Here is a 22,050-nt window from a genome sequence, read left to right as displayed (position 1 = left end):
TCCCCCTTGATTAAGGATAGCGTTGCATCGACCCATTGAACTCACACGCAATCTCGGCAATACGTACAATCACTTTCACCGCTTTTTCCATCCCTTCCAGCGTCACAAACTCATGCTTGCCGTGGTAGTTATAGCCGCCGGTAAACAGGTTCGGGCAAGGCAGTCCCATAAAGGAGAGCTGCGAGCCGTCAGTGCCACCGCGAATCGGCTTAAGCTGCGGTTCGATATCGCAATCGCGCATCGCCTGCTGCGCAATGTCCAGAATATGCGGATGCTCAACCACCTTCTCGCGCATATTGTAATAGCTGTCCTCAATGATCAGCTCAATGTAGCAATCCGGATGCAGTCCTTTGCCCACTTTTTTAGCAATTTCCATCATCTTACGCTTGCGCGCTTCAAAGGCTTTACGGTCGAAATCACGCACAATGTAATGCATCTGCGCGCTATCCGCCGTCCCTTTAATACTGGTCAGATGATAAAAACCTTCGTAACCTTCGGTCTGCTCGGGGCTCTCTTCCGCCGGGACTTCCGCATGAATGCGCGTAGCCAGCGACAGTGCGTTCACCATTACCCCTTTTGCTGAGCCCGGATGAACGTTGTTACCAACGATTTTGATGGTAATTGAGGCCGCGTTAAAGTTTTCGAACTCCAGTTCACCCACGCCACCGCCATCGACTGTGTAGGCCCACTTCGCGTTAAACGCGGCGACGTCAAAGTGTTTTGCACCCTTGCCGACTTCTTCATCCGGCGTAAAGGCTACACGAATATCGCCATGCGGCACGTTTTTGCCTTTCAGCACGGCCAGCGCGGTCATGATTTCTGCAACGCCCGCTTTATCATCCGCGCCCAACAAGGTTTTGCCGTCGGTGGTGATCAGCGTTTGTCCCAGCAGCTGATGTAGCACCGGGAACATAACCGGGGACAAAACTTCGTCGCCGATGCCCAGCGCAATATCACCGCCACGGTAATTTTCAACAATTTGCGGGTTGACGTTCTTACCGCTGAAATCGGGCGATGTATCAACGTGGGAAATGAATCCAATGGCCGGAATGTCACCCTGGACATTCGCTGGCAGCGTCCCCATCACCGTACCTTTCTCGCTTAACGTCACATTGACCAGGCCAAGCTCCTCCAGCTGTTCCTTCAGCAGGTGCAACAACTTCCATTGACCCTCAGTGCTCGGCACCTGCCTGACACCCGCTTTAGATTGGGTATCCAGCGAAACGTACTGTAAAAAACGCTCAAGTAATTTATCCATGCAGTCACCCTCACTTTTTGTGACAACATTATCATTAAGCATCAAAACCCAAATATTGCGTCAGGTCACTTTTATCCCGTAAACGAGAATATTTTCGTTTATGTCGTTATTGGTTAATAAATATAGTTTATCAATCAGTCACAAGGATTGGTGATTTCAATGCTTTGCCGTAGAATGGCCGCCCTCATTGCGAATCACCAGGGTGGTTGAACACAAATCCCGCTATCGAAACCCATTCATAGCGCTTATAGGGGACAGAGCCAAAAATTGAATACAGAACTGGGTACGGTGTCGCCTCTGGTGCTTTTATCAGGGATCAGCAAAAGTTTCGACGGTAAAATCGTCATCGACGATCTTAACCTGAGCATCAATGACGGTGAGTTTCTTACGCTGCTTGGCCCCTCCGGCTGTGGCAAAACCACCGTTTTGCGCCTTATCGCTGGATTAGAAAGCGTCGATAACGGCCAAATTCATCTTGAAAATCAGGACATCACCGATGTACCTGCTGAACACCGTCACGTCAATACCGTCTTCCAGAGCTATGCCCTTTTCCCGCACATGACCGTGTTCGAAAACGTGGCCTTTGGGCTGCGCATGCAAAAAACGCCAAACGAACAGATTACCCCGCGCGTCAACGATGCGCTGCGCATGGTTCAGCTAGACGAATTCGCCCAACGTAAACCTCATCAGCTCTCCGGCGGCCAGCAGCAGCGCGTGGCTATCGCGCGTGCCGTGGTCAATAAACCGCGCCTTCTGCTGCTCGACGAATCCCTCTCCGCGCTGGATTACAAGCTGCGCAAACAGATGCAGAACGAGCTGAAAGCGCTGCAGCGCAAGCTCGGGATCACTTTTGTGTTCGTCACGCACGATCAGGAAGAAGCGCTAACCATGTCGGATCGGATCGTGGTGATGCGCGACGGAAAAATCGAGCAGGACGGCACGCCGCGGGAAATTTACGAAGAGCCTAAAAACCTGTTTGTCGCCAGTTTTATTGGCGAGATCAATATCTTTGATGCAACCGTCATTGAGCGTCTGGATGCGCAACGCGTCCGCGCCAACGTCGAAGGGCGTGAGTGCAATATCACGGTGAATTTTGCAGTCGAAAAGGGGCAAAAGCTGAACGTCATGTTGCGCCCGGAAGATCTGCGCGTAGATGAAATTCATGACAGCACGGACGCCGAAGGGCTGATTGGTTTTATCCGCGAGCGCAACTACAAAGGCATGACGCTGGAATCGGTAGTGGAACTGGAAAGCGGCAAAATGGTGTTCGTCAGCGAGTTTTTTAACGAAGACGACCCGGATTTTGACCACCCGCTCGATCAAAAAATGGTCGTGAACTGGGTAGAAAGTTGGGAGGTCGTACTGGCTGATGAAGAACACAAGTAAATTCCAGAATGTGGTGATCGCCACGATCGTGGGTTGGCTTGTGTTGTTTGTTTTTCTGCCCAACCTGATGATCATTGCCACCAGTTTTCTGACTCGCGACGACGCTGATTTTGTCAAACTGGTCTTTACGCTGGATAACTATGCGCGCCTGTTGGACCCACTCTATTTTGAAGTGCTCCTCCACTCGCTCAATATGGCGGTCATTGCCACTCTTGCCTGCCTGGTGCTGGGCTATCCCTTCGCCTGGTTTCTGGCGCGTTTGCCGCAAAAAGTGCGCCCTCTGCTGCTGTTTTTGCTGATTGTTCCCTTCTGGACCAACTCGCTGATTCGCATTTATGGCCTGAAAATATTCCTGAGCACCAAAGGCTATCTGAACGCGTTTTTGCTGTGGTCAGGCATGATTGATACGCCGATTCGCATCATGTTTACCCCCGGCGCGGTGATCATTGGTCTGGTCTATATTTTGCTGCCGTTTATGGTGATGCCGCTCTATTCCAGCATTGAGAAGCTCGACAGACCGCTGCTGGAGGCCGCGAAGGATTTAGGTGCCAGCAAGTTTCAGACATTTATTCGCATTATCCTTCCGCTCACGATGCCGGGCATTATCGCGGGCTGTCTGCTGGTGATGCTGCCTGCGATGGGGCTGTTTTACGTCTCTGATCTGATGGGAGGCGCTAAAAACCTGCTGATCGGTAACGTGATAAAAAGTCAGTTCCTGAATATCCGCGACTGGCCGTTCGGCTCCGCCACCAGCATAACGTTGACGGTGGTGATGGGTCTTATGCTGCTGGTTTACTGGCGCGCTTCCCGCTGGCTGAACAAAAAGGGAGATCTCGAATGACCGGTCGTCTGCTGCGCGGCGGTTTTATGACCGTCATTTACGCGTATCTCTACATCCCGATTATCATTTTGATCGTTAACTCGTTTAACAGTTCGCGTTTCGGCATTAACTGGCAGGGCTTTACGACAAAGTGGTACAGCCTGCTGATGAACAACGACAGCCTGCTGCAGGCGGCGCAACACTCCCTGACGATGGCGATTGTGTCCGCGACCTTTGCGACGCTTATCGGATCGCTTACCGCCGTGGCGCTGTATCGCTACCGTTTTCGCGGTAAGCCCTTCGTCAGCGGGATGTTATTTGTGGTGATGATGTCGCCCGATATCGTAATGGCCATATCACTGCTGGTGCTGTTTATGCTGCTTGGCGTCCAGCTCGGATTCTGGTCGCTGCTGTTTTCTCATATCACTTTCTGCCTGCCGTTTGTGGTGGTGACGGTTTACTCGCGGCTCAAAGGATTTGACGTTCGGATGCTCGAAGCGGCCAAAGATCTGGGTGCGAGCGAAATGACCATTCTGCGCAAAATCATTCTGCCGCTGGCGATGCCTGCGGTGGCCGCCGGGTGGTTGCTGAGCTTCACCCTGTCGATGGACGACGTGGTGGTCTCCTCGTTCGTCACCGGGCCGGGGTATGAGATTCTGCCGTTGAAAATCTATTCCATGGTCAAAGTGGGTGTCTCGCCCGAGGTGAACGCGCTGGCAACCATTCTGCTACTGTTATCGCTGGTTCTGGTCATCGCCAGTCAGCTGATTGCTCGTGATAAAACCAGGAGCTTTAAAGCTCACCACTCAGGGGACGTTAAATGATGAAATGGTCACGCCACCTGCTCGCGGCAGGCGCACTTGCTATGAGCATGAGCGCTGCGCACGCGGACGACAGCAAAACGCTCTACTTCTATAACTGGACTGAATATGTACCACCAGGTCTGCTGGAACAGTTCACCAAAGAGACGGGGATAAAGGTTATCTATTCGACCTACGAATCGAACGAAACCATGTATGCCAAGCTCAAAACCTATAAAGACGGCGCATACGATCTGGTGGTGCCTTCAACCTATTTCGTCGACAAAATGCGCAAAGAGGGCATGATCCAAAAGATCGATAAAACGAAGCTGACCCATTTTTCAAACCTCGATCCGGAGATGCTCAACAAACCGTTCGACCCGAATAATGACTACTCCATCCCTTACATCTGGGGCGCGACGGCGATCGGCGTGAACAGCGATGAGATAGACCCGAAAACGGTGACAAGCTGGGCCGATCTCTGGAAGCCGGAATACAGAGGCAGCCTGCTCTTGACCGACGACGCCCGCGAAGTGCTCCAGATGGCGCTGCGTAAACTGGGTTATTCCGGTAATACAACTGACCCGAAAGAGATCGAAGCCGCGTATAACGAGCTGAAAAAGCTGATGCCTAACGTGGCGGCGTTTAACTCCGATAACCCGGCCAATCCATACATGGAAGGCGAAGTGAATCTCGGAATGGTGTGGAACGGGTCGGCTTACGTTGCGCGTCAGGCGGGGACGCCACTGCAGGTGGTCTGGCCGAAAGAAGGCGGGATCTTCTGGATGGATAGCTTGTCGATTCCGGCAAATGCTAAAAACGTCGACGGGGCGATGAAGTTGATTAACTTCCTGCTGCGCCCGGACGTGGCAAAGCAGGTGGCAGAAACGATTGGTTATCCGACGCCAAACCTCGCCGCACGTAAACTGCTTAGCCCGGAAGTGGCGAACGATAAGTCTCTGTATCCGGACGCGGAAACCATCAGCAAAGGCGAATGGCAGAATGATGTGGGCGACGCGAGCCGCCTTTATGAAGACTATTATCAGAAGCTGAAGGCGGGCCGCTGATTTCGTATTTCCCCTCTCCCACCGGGAGAGGGGATCGTGTTTCATAATCCTTTCAGCAACTTCTCAACAAAGTCCGGCACCACCGCGCTCGCCAGACCGTACTGTTTTTCTTCAAACTCGCTGCCAACCTGACTCGGTTCCAGATTCAATTCAACCGTGTGCGCCCCGTGCAGTTTCGCCTCATGCACAAAACCGGCCGCCGGATAGACATGCCCGGACGTGCCGATAGCAATGAAAATATCGGCCATCGCCAGCGCACCGTAGATATCGTCCATTCCCAACGGCATTTCGCCGAACCACACCACATGCGGGCGCAGCGGTGACGGGAACTGGCAGCAGTGGCACTTGTCATCCGGCGTGATATCACCGGTCCAGTCAAGCACCTGCCCGCTCCACGCGCAGCGGACTTTCAGCAATTCACCGTGCATATGGATAACGTTACGATTACCGGCGCGTTCATGCAGGTTGTCGATGTTCTGCGTGACCAGCAAAAAACGATCGCCCAACTCCTGCTCCAGTTTTGCCAGCGCCAGATGTGCCGCATTTGGCGCAATTTCTGGCGACTGTAACTGACGGCGACGAGCGTTATAAAACGCCTGCACCAAAGCGGGGTCGCGCGCGAAGCCTTCCGGCGTCGCGACGTCTTCAACACGGTGCTCTTCCCACAAACCGTCTGCAGCACGGAAAGTACGAATGCCGGACTCCGCGGAAATACCCGCGCCGGTCAGCACCACAACTCTTGGTTTTTCCATTCCTTCAGGCATCACTCTGTCTCTGAAAAAAATTCGCTGGCGTAAGCGCTCACGCAAGCGACGTTTAGTTTTGCGAAAACGGGTGAGTCGATGTGACCGGCGCGACAGCATAATAACCTCGTCTAACTAGCGGGTGAGATGAAGGAATGCCACACCGCGCATCCCCCCGGCGTCGCCATGACGCGCACGTTCAATACGTGGAACGCGAGCCACCGGCAACAAATGCCGCGGCAAACGCCCGGAAAGCTGCTCGGTGATCGCTGAAAAGTTGGATAACCCACCGCCAATCACCAGCAGATCGGGGTCGACAATGGTCAAAATATTGCCTAAACACACTGCCAGCAGGTCAAGGTAGCGTTCAGCGTGTTCCCGCGCCTGTTCATCCCCCTGCTCCCACAGAGTGATGATCTCCGGAGCCTCAATTTTCTGATGATAGAAGTGTTCATAAAGCCATGCAAACCCACGGCCCGAAAGATAATTCTCGATACAACCGTGTTGCCCACAGCCGCAGCGCGTCAGCGGAAAATCGCGACCCACGACCTCCAGCGCATCCACCGGCAGGCGAATGTGGCCGAACTCGCCGGTAATATAGCTGCGACCGGTGATGGGTTTACCATCAACAATAATGCCGCCGCCGACACCGGTGCCAAGAATCAGCCCCATCACCAGCGGATACGGGCGGAACTCATCGTCCCAGGCTTCTGAAAGGGCAAAACAGTTGGCGTCGTTATCGAGACGGACGTCACGATCAAGAAGTGCAGAGAGGACGGCGCGCAGCGGTTTACCGCTGGCAGCAGGCACGTTCGCGGCATACAGCAGGCCGTCATCGGTTTCTGGCATGCCAGGAATGCCGATGCCGACCGTTCCCTTCACGCCAAAGCGGGTATCCGCTTGCGCCACCAGCGTGGCAATGGCGGTTAAAAATTCGTCGTAGCTTTCTCGCGGTGTGGGAGCGCGGGTTTCCCATTGCAATTTGAGATGTTCATCAAACACGCCGAGTGCAATTTTAGTGCCGCCAATATCAAATCCATAATACATGGTGCATTCCTCTTTAATATTTAGCGGCTCATACACAACATCATTCAAGTTGCATCAAGGCAGCAAGTCTGAGGATCCCCAGGAGCTTACTGAAGTAAGTGACTGGGGTGAACAGACGTAGCCAACGCGGGGGCAGCTTGAAAGATGAAGTGTTTACCCGCTAAATCATGACGTAATTACTGGCCACTTAATACCCTCGCCGGATCAATTCGACTTGCGCGACGCGCCGGATACCAGCTTGCCAGCAGACTCAGTAAAAGTGCTGTAACCAGCACATAAATAACGTCCAGCCAATGTAATTCAGAGGGCAGGAAGTCAATAAAATAGATGTCGCCCGACAGGAACTGGTGTCCGATCAGCTTTTCAATTCCGTTGATAATCGGCGTCAGCTGTAGCGAAACGACCACACCGATCGCCACGCCGCACAGGCTGCCAAACAGACCCGCGAGCAAACCGTACCAGACGAAAATGGCGCGAATAAGGCCGTCTTTGGCCCCCAGCGTACGCAGCACCGCGATATCGCTGCTCTTGTCTTTCACCGCCATCACCAGTGTGGAAACAATGTTGAAACAGGCAACGCCAATCACCAGCACCATCGCCAGATACATAATGGCGCGAATCATCTGGATATCACGGTACATATACCCGTAAGTGCCAATCCAGCTCTTAATGTAAACATAGTTATTGGTGACGCCACCGGCATCACGCACCAGTTTATTGGCGTTAAACACATCATTCACTTTGATGGCGATACCCGTCACGCTGTCGCCCATATCCAGATACTGGCGTGCGTCATCCAGCGGCACCATGGCGAAACTGTGATCGAGCTGGCCGCTCAACTGTAAAATGCCGGTGACATGCAAACGCACGCGTTTGGGCTGCTGAAGCTTATGGTCTGCGCTGGCGTTCGGGATCATGATCGATACCCAGTCGCCCTGCTTCACCTTCAGCGCATCGGCGACACCTTTACCGATAATGATTTGCTGATCGCCCGCTTTAAAGCCCGCCCACGCGCCGTTTTGTACAAACTGCGGCAACGCGCTTAGACGCGCTTCCTGCTGCGGATTCACGCCCTTGACCTGAATGGCGCGCAGGTTCGCCCCGCTTTCAACCAACCCCGTAAAATTGATGTAAGGCGCAGCGGCGGCTATGCCCGGTACTTTTTCAATTTTGGTCAGCGCATCGTTCCAGTTATTCCATGGCTGGTTAACCGGCTCGATTTCACCATGCGGAACGACCGCCAGAATGCGGTTATTGAGTTCACGCTCAAAGCCGTTCATCGCGCTTAAACCGACGATAAGCACCGCGACGCCCAGGGCAATCCCCACGGTAGAAATCACGGAAATCAACGACACCATGCCACCGCGACGGCGGCCCCGGCTAAAGCGTAAACCGATCAGTAAGGATAACGACGACGCCATCACTCGGCTCCCATCAGGGTCAGTTCCGCCGTCAGACGTCCGTCGCGCATCTCAAGCTGGCGACTCATCCGCCCCGCCAGTTGCAGATCGTGCGTCACCACCAGAAACGCCGTGCCCTGCGAGGCGTTCAGCTCGCCAAGCAGCTGGAAAATACTGTCTGCATTACGCGCATCCAGATTACCGGTCGGTTCATCGGCCAGCACCAGACGCGGGTTATTGACCAGCGCGCGGGCAATGGCGACGCGCTGACGCTCACCGCCGGACAGCTCAGATGGACGGTGATTTCCGCGATGCCCAAGCCCCACGGCTTTTAGCATGTCGCTGGCGCGCGCGTTAATTTCAGCCGGTTTCTTTTTGCCAATCAGCAAAGGCATCGCGACGTTTTCCAGCGCGGTGAAGTCCGGGAGCAAATGGTGGAACTGATAGATAAAGCCTAACTCGCGGTTACGCAGATCGGCTTTCGCCGTCGAAGACATCGAACTGAGAGGCGTGCCGGAGAAAATCACATCGCCAGACGTTGGCGTATCCAGCCCGCCAAGCAGATGCAGAAGCGTACTTTTGCCGGAGCCTGAGCTGCCGACAATCGCCATCATTTCACCTTCGCCCACGCTGAAGCTGACTTCATGCAGCACGTCCGTCTGCACGTTGCCTTCCTGATAGCGTTTGGACAGGTTGTCGCATTGCAACAGGATCTTATTCATAACGTAAAGCCTCAGCGGGTTGAGTGGCGGCAGCGCGCCATGAAGGATAAAGCGTAGAAAGCAGCGCGATCGCCATGGCGACCAGCGCGATACCGACAACCTGCAGCGGTTCGATCGCGACCGGGAGCGCCGCACCGTCGAGCAGAATACCGATAATCGGCATCAAATTATTTAACTGGCTGGCAAGCAGCGTCCCCAGTACCGCCCCGAGCAGCGCCCCGATAATCCCGGCACTCGCCCCCTGGACCATAAATACCGCCATAATCTGGCGCGGCGTTAGCCCCTGGGTTTGCAGAATCGCGACCTCGCCCTGTTTTTCCATCACCATCAGCCCAAGCGAAGTGATGATGTTAAATGCGGCGACGGCGACGATCAGGCTCAATAGCAGCCCCATCATGTTTTTTTCCATGCGCACGGCCTGGAACAGTTCGCCTTTGCGCTCGCGCCAGTCTTGCCATTTGGTGCCTTCAGGTAATTTTTGCTCGCTCAGCACGTCCACTTTCAACGGTTCGTTGAGCCACAGACGCCAGCCGGTGATGTTACCCAGCGGATAGCGCATCAGGCGCGACGCATCCTGAATGTTGACCAGCATCTGATAGCCATCGACTTCGCTGTTGGCGGCAAACGTGCCGATCACGTTGAACAAGCGTTGGCTTGGCAAGCGGCCCATCGGCGTAAACTGACTGGCAGACGGCACCATCACGCGCAGCTGATCGCCACGGTTGACGCCAAGCTGTCCGGCAAGCTGTTCGCCCAGGATCACGTTGTATTTACCCGGTGCCAGATCGGTCTGTTTGACGTTCACCAGATACGGCGTGAGCGGATCTTTTTGCGCCGGGTCGATGCCCAGCATCACGCCAACGGAGACGCTACGCGCGCTTTGCAGCACCACATCGCCGGTTGTCAGCGGCGCAATACGATTGACGCCTTGCAGCTTCACCGCGCTTTCGGGTAGCTGTTGTGGATTGATCGATCCGTTAGTAGAAGAGAGAACCGCCTGCGGCATCAGCCCCAGAATGTTGTTTTGCAGCTCGCGTTCGAAGCCATTCATCACGGAAAGTACCGTCACCAGCGCCATTACGCCAAGCGTAATCCCGATAGTGGAAAGCCAGGAGACAAAGCGACCGAAGCGGTCCGCGGCGCGCCCACGCATGTAACGTAAGCCTATGAAGAGTGCGACAGGTTGATACATGAAATCCGTCTGGTGGCTGTTGGCAGACCCACGAGTATATAAGCGAATCCGTTAAGCGTAAATGACTGATACCGTAAGCTTTGGTAATGAATTTTCCGAAAAAACAAGAAAAATCAGAACGCTACTCGCAGATATGCACATCATTCCACCACCTTCACCCTCCACCTTTTCCGAAAATCATCCGGATACAGACTCTTACTGATTACATCCCCTGCCCGTTCGCCCAGGATCAACGTTTCGTTTATGGCAAAACAGGTATCCGTTACCGATGAAACAAAAAGCATTATGGATTAATCAGATAAAAGGATTGTGCATCTGTCTGGTCGTGATTTACCACTCGGTCATCACCTTTTATCCTCACCTCAACGGGCTGCAACATCCGCTCTCCGGTCTGCTCGCCAAATGCTGGGTCTACTTCAATCTCTATCTCGCGCCGTTTCGTATGCCGGTGTTTTTCTTTATTTCGGGTTACTTAATTCGCCGCTATATCGATGACGTTGGCTGGCGCACGTGCCTGGATAAAAGGATTTGGAGCATCGTCTGGGTGCTGGCACTGTGGGGCGTATTACAGTGGCAGGCAATGAGCCATATCAACGACTGGCTGGCGCCGGAGCGCGAGCTCTCAACCTCTTCCAACGCTGCCTACGCGGACTCGTTCTCCGGCTTTGTTCGCGGTATGCTCACCGCCAGCACCAGCCTGTGGTATCTGTATGCGCTGGTCGTCTACTTCACGCTGTGTAAATTGCTGAGTCGCTGGAAGCTGCCGATGCTCGCCCTGCTGGCGCTGGCAAGCGTGGCGATTAACTTCCTGCCGCTGCCGTGGTGGGGAATGAACAGCGTGGTGCGCAATATTGTCTACTACAGCCTGGGCGCATGGTATGGCGCGCAGCTGATGGCGTGGATGAAAGAGATGACGATGCGTCGTTACTGGCTGCCCGTCATGGCCTTTGGCGCGGTTTCGGTGGTGCTGTGGTTTGCTAACGTGCCACTGCTGCTTTCCCTGCTGTCGATTCTGCTGATCATGAAGCTTTTTTACAGCCTTGAGCAGCGTTACGCCGTGCATCCCAATAATCTGCTGAATGTTGTCGGTTCAAACACGATTGCTATCTACGCCACGCATCGGATCCTGATAGAGATATTCAGCCTGGTGCTGATTACCGAACTCAACGCCGCGTACTGGCCGGTGTGGGCTGAGCTGTCGCTGATTCTGGTATATCCGTTTATCAGCCTGCTGGTGTGTACGCTCATCGGGTTAGGTGCGCGCAAAGCCTCCAGCGCCCTGTTTGGTGATGTATTCTTCGCGCCTCCGGCACGTCTTGCCCCCGCTCAACCCGCGCGCTAGCGCGCTTCTGCCCCCTTCACCGGGGGCACGTTTTCCCTCTGTGCGGTTCCAGTTTGCTTATGCAAAACGATCGAGGATAATAAAGACATTGCGTATCAGTGATATGCCCCAATACTGTTGGTATATCCATAAGAGATCCTGAAAGAGCCATGCCTGAACAATATCGTTATTCCTTGCCCGGCAAAGCGGGCGACCAACGTCAGCTAGGTGAACTGACGGGTGCAGCCTGCGCCACGCTCGTGGCGGAGATCGCTGAGCGCCATGCGGGTCCGGTGGTCCTGGTGGCCCCGGATATGCAAAACGCATTGCGTCTGCACGACGAAATTCGCCAGTTTACCGACAGTCTGGTCTTTAACCTGGCCGACTGGGAAACGCTGCCGTACGACAGCTTCTCCCCGCACCAGGAGATCATCTCCTCGCGCCTGTCGACGCTGTATCAGCTGCCGACCATGCAGCGCGGCGTATTGATTGTCCCAGTGAATACGTTGATGCAGCGCGTGTGTCCGCACAGTTACCTGCACGGTCACGCGCTGGTGATGAAAAAAGGTGAACGGCTATCGCGCGACGCCCTGCGTACGCAGCTGGATAGCGCCGGTTATCGCCACGTCGATCAGGTGATGGAGCACGGCGAATACGCCACGCGCGGTGCGCTGTTGGATCTGTATCCGATGGGCAGCGACCAGCCGTATCGCCTGGATTTCTTCGACGATGAAATCGACAGTTTGCGCGTATTTGACGCCGACACCCAGCGCACGCTGGAGGAAGTTGACGCCATCAATTTACTGCCCGCGCATGAATTCCCAACGGATAAAACGGCCATCGAGCTGTTCCGCAGCCAGTGGCGCGACAAGTTTGATGTGAAGCGCGACGCCGAACATATTTACCAGCAGGTAAGCAAAGGCACGCTTCCGGCGGGGATTGAATACTGGCAACCGCTGTTCTTTAGTGAACCCCTTCCCGCGCTGTTCAGCTATTTCCCGGCGAATACGCTGATTGTGAACACCGGGGATTTGGAATCCAGCGCGACCCGTTTTGAAAACGAAACCCGCGCGCGATTCGAAAACCGTGGCGTTGACCCGATGCGTCCGCTGTTGCCACCGGAACAACTTTGGCTGCGGACCGATGCGCTGTTTTCGGAACTCAAAAAATGGCCGCGCGTGCAGCTCAAAACGGAAAATCTGCCCGAGAAAGCCGCCAATACCAATCTCGGGTTCGAGAAACTGCCCGATCTTTCCGTTCAGGCGCAGCAAAAATCGCCGCTGGATAATCTGCGCAAGTTCCTGGAATCCTTCACCGGCCCGGTGATTTTCTCGGTCGAAAGTGAAGGCCGCCGCGAAGCGCTCGGAGAACTACTCGCGCGTATTAAAGTGTCGCCAAAACGCATTTTACGCCTCGACGAAGCGACCGATGCCGGGCGCTACCTGATGATCGGTGCGGCTGAGCATGGCTTCATCGACACGCTGAATAATCGCGCGCTGATTTGTGAAAGCGATCTGCTCGGCGAGCGTGTGGCGCGCCGTCGTCAGGACAGCCGTCGAACCATTAACCCGGATACGCTGATTCGCAACCTGGCGGAGCTGCACGTGGGTCAGCCCATTGTGCATCTTGAGCACGGTGTGGGACGTTACGCGGGAATGACCACGCTGGAAACGGGCGGTATTAAGGGCGAATACCTGATGCTGACCTATTCCGGCGACGCCAAACTCTACGTTCCGGTGTCCTCGCTGCATTTGATTAGCCGCTATGCAGGCGGTGCGGAAGAGAGCGCCCCGCTGCACAGGCTGGGCGGTGATGTCTGGGCACGCGCACGTCAGAAAGCCGCTGAAAAAGTCCGTGATGTGGCGGCAGAATTGCTGGATATTTACGCCCAGCGAGCCGCGAAATCAGGCTATGCGTTTAAGCACGATAAAGAACAGTATCAATTGTTCTGCGACAGTTTCCCGTTTGAAACCACGCCCGATCAGGCCCAGGCGATTAACGCCGTGCTGAGCGACATGTGCCAGCCGCTGGCAATGGATCGTCTGGTATGCGGCGACGTGGGCTTCGGTAAAACGGAAGTCGCGATGCGCGCCACCTTCCTGGCGGTCGAAAATAACAAACAGGTTGCGGTGCTGGTGCCGACCACTCTGCTCGCCCAGCAGCACTACGACAACTTCCGCGATCGCTTCGCCAACTGGCCGGTGCGGATCGAGATGCTGTCGCGTTTTCGCAGTGCCAAAGAGCAGACGCAGATTCTGGAACAGGCACGCGAAGGCAAAATCGATATTTTGATCGGCACGCACAAACTGCTGCAAAGCGACGTGAAGTGGAAAGATTTAGGCCTGCTGATTGTCGATGAAGAGCACCGCTTTGGTGTGCGCCATAAAGAGCGCATTAAGGCGATGCGTGCAGACGTCGATATTCTGACCCTCACCGCCACGCCAATTCCGCGTACGCTGAATATGGCGATGAGCGGCATGCGCGATCTGTCGATTATTGCCACGCCACCGGCGCGTCGTCTGGCGGTAAAAACGTTTGTCCGCGAATACGATAGCCTGGTGGTTCGTGAGGCAATCCTGCGTGAAGTGTTACGTGGCGGGCAGGTTTATTATCTCTTTAACGATGTCGAAAACATCCAGAAAACCGCCGATAAACTGGCTGAACTGGTGCCGGAGGCACGCATTGCCATCGGTCACGGGCAGATGCGCGAGCGCGAGCTGGAACGGGTGATGAACGATTTCCACCACCAGCGTTTTAACGTGCTGGTGTGTACGACGATTATTGAAACCGGCATCGATATTCCAACGGCGAACACGATCATCATTGAACGTGCGGATCACTTCGGTCTGGCGCAGCTTCACCAGTTGCGAGGCCGCGTTGGGCGCTCGCATCACCAGGCTTACGCATGGCTGATGACACCGCATCCAAAAGCGATGACCACCGACGCGCAAAAACGTCTGGAAGCCATTGCCTCGTTGGAAGATTTGGGGGCAGGTTTCGCGCTGGCGACACACGATCTGGAGATCCGTGGCGCGGGCGAATTGCTGGGTGAAGATCAGAGCGGATCAATGGAAACTATCGGCTTCTCTCTGTATATGGAACTGCTCGAAAACGCGGTTGATGCGTTGAAAGCCGGGCGCGAGCCGTCGCTGGAGGATCTCACCAGCCAGCAAACGGAAGTCGAACTGCGCATGCCTTCCCTGCTGCCGGATGATTTTATCCCTGACGTGAACACGCGCCTGTCGTTCTATAAGCGCATCGCCAGCGCCAAAAAAGAGTCTGAACTTGAGGAAATTAAAGTCGAGCTTATTGACCGCTTTGGTTTGCTGCCGGATCCCGCGCGCAACCTGCTCGATATTGCCCGACTCCGTCAGCAGGCGCAGAAGCTGGGCATTCGCAAGCTTGAAGGGAATGAGAAAGGCGGTACGGTTGAATTTGCTGAGAAAAACCATGTCGATCCGATGTGGCTGATCGGCTTGTTGCAGAAGCAGCCGCAGCATTTCCGCCTGGATGGCCCGACGCGTCTGAAGTTCACTCAGGAACTGGCCGACCGTAAAACGCGCATGGAATGGGTGCGCAACTTTATGCGTCAACTGGAAGAAAATGCAGTAGCGTAGTGCGTTTAAGGCCCCGGTAACGCGTGTTATCGGGGTCTGATATTTACACAATCTTTCAATCCCCCTGCGTTTCCCGACACATCCCTTCGCCATAATTATCAATTAACTTTTACCTATCAATAACCTTACTATTACTATGGATTTTGGTGATAATGATGACGTTGCGTTTGACTCGCTGGATAACCTTTTTCGCGCTGGCGGCGGCGGTGGCGATTGCCCTTCCCGCTCGCGCTAACACCTGGCCTCTGCCGCCCGCCGGTAGCCGACTAGTGGGTGAAAATAAATTTCACGTCGTGGAAAATGACGGCGGATCGCTTGAAGCGATCGCGAAAAAATATAACGTCGGCTTTCTGGCGTTGTTACAGGCGAACCCAGGCGTCGATCCTTACGTTCCGCGCGCGGGCAGCGTTCTCACGATTCCGCTGCAAACGCTTTTACCTGACGCGCCGCGTGAAGGGCTGGTGATCAACCTGGCTGAATTGCGCCTCTATTATTACCCGCCAGGGAAAAAAGAGGTGACGGTTTATCCGATCGGCATTGGTCAGTTAGGCGGCGATACCTTAACGCCAACGATGGTGACGACGGTGTCGGATAAACGTGCAAACCCAACCTGGACGCCGACCGCCAATATCCGTGCGCGTTACAAAGCGCAGGGAATTGATTTACCTGCTGTCGTTCCGGCGGGTCCCGACAACCCGATGGGCCATCATGCCATTCGTCTGGCGGCCTTCGGCGGCGTCTATTTGCTGCACGGAACGAATGCTGATTTTGGGATTGGGATGCGCGTGAGCTCAGGCTGTATTCGCCTGCGCGATGGCGATATCGAAACCCTGTTCCGGGTGATTACACCGGGGACGAAGGTCAATATTTTAAACACGCCGATTAAAGTGTCGGAAGAGCCGGGCGGAAAACGTCTCGTCGAAATCCACCAGCCGCTGTCAAAAAATATTGGTGACGATCCGCAAACGCTGCCGATTGTCCTGAACGCCGCTATGCAAACGTTTAAAGCCAGTGCCGATAGCGCGGTCATGGAAAGAGCGATGGAGATTCGTTCAGGCATGCCGGTGGATGTGACGCCGCATCCCGGAGTCACTCAACAACCCCTCTAACGAGTAAACAAAAAAAGGCCCCGCAGTGATGCAGGGCCTTTTTTATTGCAGTGGCAAATATGAGGGTTTCGCCAGGCTTATTTATAAATAACAGCGGTGCCGTGCAGCGTGTTCGGGCCAGTCACTGACGTGATGCGGAAAGATTTTGCGCCCATTTCGTCAGCTTTTTGCGCCAGCTGATCTTCCAGTGAACCCAGGTTAGTCCCTGCGTTAGCGGAAATAATGCCCACTTTTTGCTGGTCTGCAGGAGTGGATTGCACTTCAACAGCCGCAAAGCTTGCGAAAGAGAGTGAGCTTAGAAAAGCAGCAGCGATCAGCGTTTTTACGTTTTTCATGATGAGTAGCCTTTAGCAGATGATTAGGAGGTCGTAAGTTAATTACTTAACGATCGATAGGTAAATGATAGATGTGATCTACGTCACACGTCAACACTATTTTATAATGATCGTTAAATTAATTTAAAACCTCATATTAATCATATTCATATGATTAATTTATTTTTATAAAATCAATGCTGGTCGGCACTGTCTATTATTTTTATAATGGTCATTCAACAAACCAACCGAGGTACAACGGCTATGACAACCGACATCACGAGTTGCGCTAAAAAAAGCCGTGGCCGACCGAAGGTGTTCGACAGGGATGCGGCGCTTGATAAGGCCATGACACTTTTCTGGCAGCACGGCTACGAAGCCACGTCTTTGTCCGATCTGGTCGAAGCCACTGGCGCGAAAGCCCCTACGCTGTACGCAGAATTTACCAATAAAGAAGGTCTGTTCCGTGCGGTGCTGGATCGCTATATCACCCGTTTTGCGGCGAAGCATGAGGCACAGCTTTTCTGCGAAGAGAAGACGGTTGAACAAGCCTTAGAGGATTATTTCGCGACGGTGGCGGCATGCTTTACCAGCAAGGAGACGCCAGCGGGCTGTTTCATGATCAACACTTCCGCCACGCTCGCGGCCTCGTCGAAAGCGATCGCCAACACAGTGAAGTCGCGTCACGCCATGCAGGAAGAGACGCTGGGTGCGTTTTTACGCCAGCGTCAGACGCGGGGCGAGATTCCAGCGGATTGCGATACGGTAGAATTAACTCAGTTCTTGAGTTGCATCCTGCAGGGCATGTCGATCAGCGCGCGTGAAGGTGCGGGAATTGAAAAGCTGCAAAAAATCACTCATACCACGCTGCGGCTCTGGCCTGAGCTGCTCAAAGGCTGAATATATCGTCAGAAATAAGATTTGGCCTGTTGAACAATAGGTCAAATCTATCTCGAAAAGCGCCTCGTTTGCTACTCTTAAATGGTGATTATTGTGCTGCTAATGATTAGCCGCCATTCATGGAGAGTCGTTCACGTCACGAAGACGCTAATAACCGTAGCTTTACCTTTTCCCGACCGATGCGGCGGTACATTATTTCTGTCGATGACAAAGGCACTTTCTGACTGTACACATGCGGAAGGAAAATAAAGATGATTTTGCTATTACCATTATTCAAAGTGCTAATAGTAATTACATTGTTATTTGGTCTGTGGATTTTATGTGGGGGTTCAGTGCTGTTTGCATTTATCTCAGTGCTGATTACAGGATTTCTGCTCCTGCGCCAGCATCATGAATTTGACCTTTAACAACTGTTTTACAGCAAAAAAAGGCTCCTCAGCCTGAGCGCGTGAGGAGCCAAATTCAAAGAACTGCTTTTTTCACACCTTGTTATTCAAAACCAGTTGGCCATTGCCATCCAGTGGAATTTGGGTGCCGGGATCTTTATCCATTCGGATTTTGCCCTGCTGATCGCCGATCTTATAGGTCACGTCGTAACCCAGCATTTTTTCTGACTTATCGTAGACAGTTTTACAACGCTGCTGCGTGGTGGTGTAGGTATCTCCGTCCTGCATCGCGCCCTGGACTTGATTACCCGCATAACCGCCGCCTAATGCACCGACGACCGTGGCAACATCTTTCCCGCGCCCACCGCCAAACTGATGACCAATCACACCACCCGCTACCGCACCCAGAACAGAGCCTGCGATGCGATTTTCATCCTGTACCGGACGACGATGGGTAACGGCCACGTTGCGGCACTCCTGACGAGGCGTTTTCACGGATTCTTTAATGGGTGTTGCTGAAACAACTTGTGCGTATTGCGGGCCACGCTCAAACACGTTAAGACTGGCAACCGCCGCCACGCCAAGCGCAGCAGCCACGCCAATCCCTATACCCGCCAACATTGATTTATTCACGGGACTTCCTCCTTTGTTGCTGTTAGTAACAATTTTGCAATCAAAGACAGACTTCGCCAATCAGAATAAGGATCAAAAACAGAGGGGTTGAGCGACCATGAATACCTTTCGGAGAACTCCTGGACTTTCAGAGGGGATGACAGGACGAGAGGCTAAAAACCCCCTCCGGTGGGACCGAAGGGGGCTGAGATTAGTGCAGTTTAAGACGTGGACGAATCACGCGGTTAATGCTGCCCACCAGCATCATCAAACCGGTTTTGAAATAACCGTGCAGCGCGACCTGATGCATGCGGTACAGCGAGATATACACGAAGCGCGCAATACGCCCTTCAACCATCATAGAGCCACGCATCAGGTTACCCATCAGGCTGCCCACGGTTGAGAAGTTCGACAGTGAAACCAGCGAGCCGTGGTCTTTGTAGACGTATGACTTGAGGGTTTTGCCCTTCGTCTGCGCCAGGATGTTATGCAGCGCCAGGCTTGCCATCTGATGAGCCGCCTGCGCACGCGGTGGTACGAATCCACCTTCCGGGCGCGCACAAGATGCGCAGTCGCCAATCGCATAGATATCCGGATCGCGCGTGGTTTGCAGCGTCGGTTCAACGACGAGCTGGTTGATGCGGTTCGTTTCGAGGCCGCCAATCTCTTTCATGAAATCAGGCGCTTTGATACCCGCAGCCCAAACCATCAGATCCGCTTGAATGTACTCGCCATCTTTGGTGTGCAGACCGCCAGCATCGGCACTGGTGACCATGGTTTGCGTCAGAACACGCACGCCCATTTTGGTCAGCTCGCTGTGCGCAGCGCCTGAAATACGCGGTGGCAATGCAGGCAGAATACGTTCGCCAGCTTCGACCAGCGTCACGTTCAGTGCATCGTTGGTCAACCCTTTATAACCGTAGCTGTGAAGCTGTTTTACCGCATTGTGCAGCTCAGCAGACAGTTCAACGCCCGTCGCCCCGCCACCGACAATCGCGATATTCACTTTGCCGTTCGCGCCAAGATTATTGGAATATTTCAGGAACAGATTGAGCATTTCCTGATGGAAACGACGCGCCTGATGCGGGTTATCCAGGAAGATGCAGTGATCTTTCACGCCCGGCGTATTGAAGTCGTTAGAGGTACTGCCCAGCGCCATCACCAGCGTGTCATACGGCAGTTTGCGCTCAGGCACCAGCAGCTCACCTTTCTCATCTCGCAGCTCAGCGAGTGTGATGGTTTTGCTCTCACGGTTGATGTCCATTACCGAACCCAGCTGGAACTGGAAATCGTGGTTACGCGCGTGCGCCAGATAGCTCAGGGCATCCACACCTTCATCCAGTGAACCGGTTGCCACTTCGTGCAGCAGCGGTTTCCACAGATGGCTGTGGTTACGATCGACCAGCGTAATTTTGGCTTTTTTACCACGACCCAGTTTTTTACCGAGTTGTGTTGCCAGCTCCAGCCCACCTGCGCCGCCGCCTACAATCACTATCTTTTTCAATGGCGTAGTCAATGTGACCCCCTCAAATTATTAACCAATTGTTAATTAAAAGTTATAAAAATAACCCTTAATTAACAACAGGTTACAGCACTGAAACCATTCATTGGTATTGAGAATAACACGCAAGGCGCATTGGTCATACCAAAATTGATATGAATCAAGTTTTGCCGCTTTAAATTTGCACAATTGTAGCAAAGACAAAGCCCGGCAAGCTTTCGCCGCCGGGCCAGAGAAACTTCAGGGAGGGTTAACCCAGAGTCTTGAAGGCTTTGATGCGCTGTAGATGCGGGGAGATATTCTTGAATTTGTGGGTCTGCTCTTCATCCCACACAATCTCATAATAGTGGTGCAAAAACTCCGCCGCGCGATGGCTGTTCAGCGCCTCATCCTGTCGGGAGAGGATCGCGAGGCAGCGATCGCGGTTTTTCTCGCGGAAATTACTGACGCATTTTGTGGCGATATCAACATACTCTTCAGGCCGGTCGATTTTGCCTTCCATGTTCTCTTCAGGGAACAGATTCGGGTTGAAGACGACCTGGCGAATATCGCAGAGAAAACCGATACGCTCCGCCCAATAGCCGCCGAGACCGACGCCACAAATCAGCGGGCGTTCGTCGACGTTGAGCTGCAGCATTTTGTCCACTTCTTTGAGCAGGTGCTGCATGTCATGCTTTGGATGGCGCGTACTGTAGCTAATCAGCCGCACGTCCGGATCGATAAACTGCAGCTGCAGCACTTTCTCATGGTTACCAGGACTGTTCGAGTCAAAACCGTGCAAATAAATGATCATCGTTTCCTCGCCACACTACGTCTTCCGGGATAGTTATTGGCCCGCTTTGTGTGCCTGCCAGCGCTCATTGAGTGCCTCGAGCTGCGCGTTCACCGTTTTCCAGCGAGCGCTGCTCATCAGCTCCTGACGGCTAAATGAATCTTTATGATACAATTGTGTAACACGTTCAGCATTGATCGGCGACAGGTTATCTAACACGCTCACCGCACCTTTACGATTATTGCAGACGAGGATCATATCGCAACCTGCGTCCAGCGACGCTTGTCCGCGCTCCGCGTAGCTGCCCATAATCGCCGCCCCTTCCATCGACAAATCATCAGAGAAAATCACGCCGTTAAAACCGAGCTCTTTACGCAACACCGTTTGCAACCAGTGCGAGGACCCGCTGGCCGGGCGCGGATCGACATCACTGTAAATCACATGCGCTGGCATGATGGCGTCGAGTTTATTGTCGGTAATCAGGGAGCGGAACACTGACATATCCTTGGCGCGAATCTCCGCTTCCGGACGCGGATCGCGCGGTGTCTCTTTGTGCGAATCCGCCGTGACCGCCCCGTGTCCAGGGAAATGCTTACCGGTGGTTTTCATCCCGGCATCATGCATTCCGTCAATAAACCGCGTCGCCATCGCCAGGGCGATGTGCGGATCTTCATGATATGAACGCTCGCCAATTGCGGCGCTGATATGGCCCACATCCAGCACGGGTGCAAAACTGATGTCGATATCCATGGCGATCATTTCGCTCGCCATCAGCCAGCCGGCCTCTTGCGCCAGATTGCCACCCTCTTCTGTTCCCATCAACGCAGCGAATGATTGTGCGGCAGGCAGACGGGTAAATCCGTCACGAAAACGCTGAACGCGCCCACCTTCCTGATCCACTGCCACCACCAGGTGATTGCGCGATGCCGCGCGGATTTGGCGGACAAGCTCGCGCAACTGCTCTGGATCGTGATAGTTGCGGGTAAACAGAATCAGGCCCCCAACAAGCGGATGCGCCAGAATCTCGCGCTCTTCCGCATCCAGTTCATACCCTTCGACATCCAACATTACTGGACCCACACG

Annotated in this window: 19 protein-coding genes; 8 read left to right on the top strand and 11 right to left on the bottom strand. The window is 53.8% G+C overall.

Annotated elements, in window-relative coordinates; all coding sequences use genetic code 11:
- Positions 1–10: 10 nt before the first annotated feature.
- Positions 11–1,258, bottom strand: coding sequence for a peptidase T (gene pepT, locus I6L74_RS16495; protein ID WP_059178281.1), 1,248 nt, complete (start codon positions 1,256–1,258; stop codon positions 11–13).
- 234 nt (positions 1,259–1,492) lie between these two features.
- Here pepT and potA point away from each other — a divergent pair, with 234 nt between their 5' ends.
- From potA to potD, 4 genes are read left to right on the top strand one after another with little or no spacing between them, the layout of a single operon-like run.
- A complete protein-coding gene (gene potA, locus I6L74_RS16490; protein WP_174521005.1) occupies positions 1,493–2,644 on the top strand; it encodes a spermidine/putrescine ABC transporter ATP-binding protein PotA in 1,152 nt (383 codons plus the stop codon).
- A complete protein-coding gene (gene potB / locus I6L74_RS16485; protein ID WP_059178283.1) occupies positions 2,628–3,485 on the top strand; it encodes a spermidine/putrescine ABC transporter permease PotB in 858 nt (285 codons plus the stop codon). The genes potA and potB overlap by 17 nt, the downstream gene beginning before the upstream one ends.
- A complete protein-coding gene (gene potC, locus I6L74_RS16480) occupies positions 3,482–4,288 on the top strand; it encodes a spermidine/putrescine ABC transporter permease PotC (RefSeq protein WP_059178284.1) in 807 nt (268 codons plus the stop codon). Before potB ends, potC begins: the two co-directional genes overlap by 4 nt.
- Positions 4,285–5,331 (top strand): spermidine/putrescine ABC transporter substrate-binding protein PotD, encoded by a 1,047-nt coding sequence (gene potD / locus I6L74_RS16475; RefSeq protein ID WP_059178285.1) that lies wholly within the window; start codon positions 4,285–4,287, stop codon positions 5,329–5,331. The genes potC and potD overlap by 4 nt, the downstream gene beginning before the upstream one ends.
- 41 nt (positions 5,332–5,372) lie before the next feature.
- Here potD and cobB read toward each other — a convergent pair whose 3' ends face one another.
- The 5 genes from cobB to lolC all read right to left on the bottom strand — a co-directional run bounded on the left by cobB (position 5,373) and on the right by lolC (position 10,435).
- Complete coding sequence (gene cobB, locus I6L74_RS16470; RefSeq protein ID WP_072241788.1) at positions 5,373–6,194, bottom strand: Sir2 family NAD+-dependent deacetylase; 822 nt, start codon at positions 6,192–6,194, stop codon at positions 5,373–5,375.
- Positions 6,195–6,209: 15 nt separating this feature from the next.
- Positions 6,210–7,121, bottom strand: coding sequence for an N-acetylglucosamine kinase (gene nagK / locus I6L74_RS16465; protein ID WP_059178286.1), 912 nt, complete (start codon positions 7,119–7,121; stop codon positions 6,210–6,212).
- A 176-nt stretch (positions 7,122–7,297) separates the two neighbouring features.
- Positions 7,298–8,542: a lipoprotein-releasing ABC transporter permease subunit LolE gene (gene lolE / locus I6L74_RS16460; protein ID WP_059178287.1), complete on the bottom strand. Its 1,245-nt coding sequence runs from the start codon at positions 8,540–8,542 to the stop codon at positions 7,298–7,300.
- The gene (gene lolD / locus I6L74_RS16455; RefSeq protein ID WP_059178288.1) at positions 8,542–9,243 is read right to left on the bottom strand and encodes a lipoprotein-releasing ABC transporter ATP-binding protein LolD; all 702 of its coding nucleotides are present in this window, start codon (positions 9,241–9,243) and stop codon (positions 8,542–8,544) included. Before lolD ends, lolE begins: the two co-directional genes overlap by 1 nt.
- Positions 9,236–10,435 (bottom strand): lipoprotein-releasing ABC transporter permease subunit LolC, encoded by a 1,200-nt coding sequence (gene lolC, locus I6L74_RS16450; RefSeq protein WP_059178289.1) that lies wholly within the window; start codon positions 10,433–10,435, stop codon positions 9,236–9,238. The genes lolD and lolC overlap by 8 nt, the downstream gene beginning before the upstream one ends.
- Positions 10,436–10,703: 268 nt before the next feature.
- On the opposite strand from lolC, the gene I6L74_RS16445 reads away from it, so the two are divergent.
- The 3 genes from I6L74_RS16445 (at position 10,704) to ldtC (ending at position 16,482) form a co-directional block, all read left to right on the top strand.
- Positions 10,704–11,777: an acyltransferase family protein gene (locus I6L74_RS16445; protein ID WP_059178290.1), complete on the top strand. Its 1,074-nt coding sequence runs from the start codon at positions 10,704–10,706 to the stop codon at positions 11,775–11,777.
- Positions 11,778–11,926: 149 nt separating this feature from the next.
- A complete protein-coding gene (gene mfd / locus I6L74_RS16440) occupies positions 11,927–15,373 on the top strand; it encodes a transcription-repair coupling factor (protein WP_059178291.1) in 3,447 nt (1,148 codons plus the stop codon).
- A gap of 152 nt (positions 15,374–15,525) precedes the next feature.
- Positions 15,526–16,482 carry a L,D-transpeptidase LdtC gene (gene ldtC / locus I6L74_RS16435; RefSeq protein WP_419720694.1) on the top strand — a complete coding sequence of 319 codons (957 nt, stop codon included), beginning with the start codon at positions 15,526–15,528 and terminating at the stop codon, positions 16,480–16,482.
- Between the two features lie 77 nt (positions 16,483–16,559).
- Here the strand turns inward: ldtC and bhsA are convergent, their stop codons facing one another.
- Positions 16,560–16,817, bottom strand: coding sequence for a multiple stress resistance protein BhsA (gene bhsA / locus I6L74_RS16430; protein ID WP_059178292.1), 258 nt, complete (start codon positions 16,815–16,817; stop codon positions 16,560–16,562).
- Between the two features lie 243 nt (positions 16,818–17,060).
- Here bhsA and I6L74_RS16425 point away from each other — a divergent pair, with 243 nt between their 5' ends.
- Entirely contained in the window at positions 17,061–17,696 is a 636-nt protein-coding gene (locus tag I6L74_RS16425; RefSeq protein ID WP_059178293.1) for a TetR/AcrR family transcriptional regulator, read from the top strand.
- A 479-nt stretch (positions 17,697–18,175) separates the two neighbouring features.
- On the opposite strand, the gene I6L74_RS16420 is transcribed toward I6L74_RS16425, so the two are convergent.
- From I6L74_RS16420 to nagZ, 4 genes are all read right to left on the bottom strand, one after another.
- Positions 18,176–18,715 carry a glycine zipper 2TM domain-containing protein gene (locus tag I6L74_RS16420; RefSeq protein WP_041689373.1) on the bottom strand — a complete coding sequence of 180 codons (540 nt, stop codon included), beginning with the start codon at positions 18,713–18,715 and terminating at the stop codon, positions 18,176–18,178.
- Positions 18,716–18,905: 190 nt separating this feature from the next.
- Positions 18,906–20,210, bottom strand: coding sequence for an NAD(P)/FAD-dependent oxidoreductase (locus I6L74_RS16415; RefSeq protein WP_059178294.1), 1,305 nt, complete (start codon positions 20,208–20,210; stop codon positions 18,906–18,908).
- A gap of 235 nt (positions 20,211–20,445) precedes the next feature.
- Entirely contained in the window at positions 20,446–20,988 is a 543-nt protein-coding gene (ycfP, locus tag I6L74_RS16410; protein ID WP_059178295.1) for an alpha/beta hydrolase YcfP, read from the bottom strand.
- A gap of 33 nt (positions 20,989–21,021) precedes the next feature.
- The gene (gene nagZ, locus I6L74_RS16405) at positions 21,022–22,047 is read right to left on the bottom strand and encodes a beta-N-acetylhexosaminidase (protein WP_059178296.1); all 1,026 of its coding nucleotides are present in this window, start codon (positions 22,045–22,047) and stop codon (positions 21,022–21,024) included.
- Positions 22,048–22,050 lie beyond the last annotated feature (3 nt).

Source organism: Lelliottia amnigena (assembly GCF_019047465.1).
In the GTDB taxonomy this organism is placed as follows: domain Bacteria; phylum Pseudomonadota; class Gammaproteobacteria; order Enterobacterales; family Enterobacteriaceae; genus Enterobacter; species Enterobacter amnigenus.
The sequence above is the reverse complement of the archived record's forward strand: the minus strand, read 5'-3'. Positions and strand labels throughout refer to the sequence as shown.

Excerpts from the sequence above, each read along its gene's own strand:
- potB (WP_059178283.1), top strand. The coding sequence starts at position 2,628 with ATGAAGAACACAAGTAAATTCCAGAATGTGGTGATCGCCACGATCGTG.
- I6L74_RS16445 (WP_059178290.1), top strand. The coding sequence starts at position 10,704 with ATGAAACAAAAAGCATTATGGATTAATCAGATAAAAGGATTGTGCATC.
- nagK (WP_059178286.1), bottom strand. The coding sequence starts at position 7,121 with ATGTATTATGGATTTGATATTGGCGGCACTAAAATTGCACTCGGCGTG.
- bhsA (WP_059178292.1), bottom strand. The coding sequence starts at position 16,817 with ATGAAAAACGTAAAAACGCTGATCGCTGCTGCTTTTCTAAGCTCACTC.
- mfd (WP_059178291.1), top strand. The coding sequence starts at position 11,927 with ATGCCTGAACAATATCGTTATTCCTTGCCCGGCAAAGCGGGCGACCAA.
- pepT (WP_059178281.1), bottom strand. The coding sequence starts at position 1,258 with ATGGATAAATTACTTGAGCGTTTTTTACAGTACGTTTCGCTGGATACC.
- ldtC (WP_419720694.1), top strand. The coding sequence starts at position 15,526 with ATGATGACGTTGCGTTTGACTCGCTGGATAACCTTTTTCGCGCTGGCG.
- cobB (WP_072241788.1), bottom strand. The coding sequence starts at position 6,194 with ATGCTGTCGCGCCGGTCACATCGACTCACCCGTTTTCGCAAAACTAAA.
- lolD (WP_059178288.1), bottom strand. The coding sequence starts at position 9,243 with ATGAATAAGATCCTGTTGCAATGCGACAACCTGTCCAAACGCTATCAG.
- lolC (WP_059178289.1), bottom strand. The coding sequence starts at position 10,435 with ATGTATCAACCTGTCGCACTCTTCATAGGCTTACGTTACATGCGTGGG.
- potD (WP_059178285.1), top strand. The coding sequence starts at position 4,285 with ATGATGAAATGGTCACGCCACCTGCTCGCGGCAGGCGCACTTGCTATG.
- ycfP (WP_059178295.1), bottom strand. The coding sequence starts at position 20,988 with ATGATCATTTATTTGCACGGTTTTGACTCGAACAGTCCTGGTAACCAT.
- I6L74_RS16425 (WP_059178293.1), top strand. The coding sequence starts at position 17,061 with ATGACAACCGACATCACGAGTTGCGCTAAAAAAAGCCGTGGCCGACCG.
- lolE (WP_059178287.1), bottom strand. The coding sequence starts at position 8,542 with ATGGCGTCGTCGTTATCCTTACTGATCGGTTTACGCTTTAGCCGGGGC.
- potC (WP_059178284.1), top strand. The coding sequence starts at position 3,482 with ATGACCGGTCGTCTGCTGCGCGGCGGTTTTATGACCGTCATTTACGCG.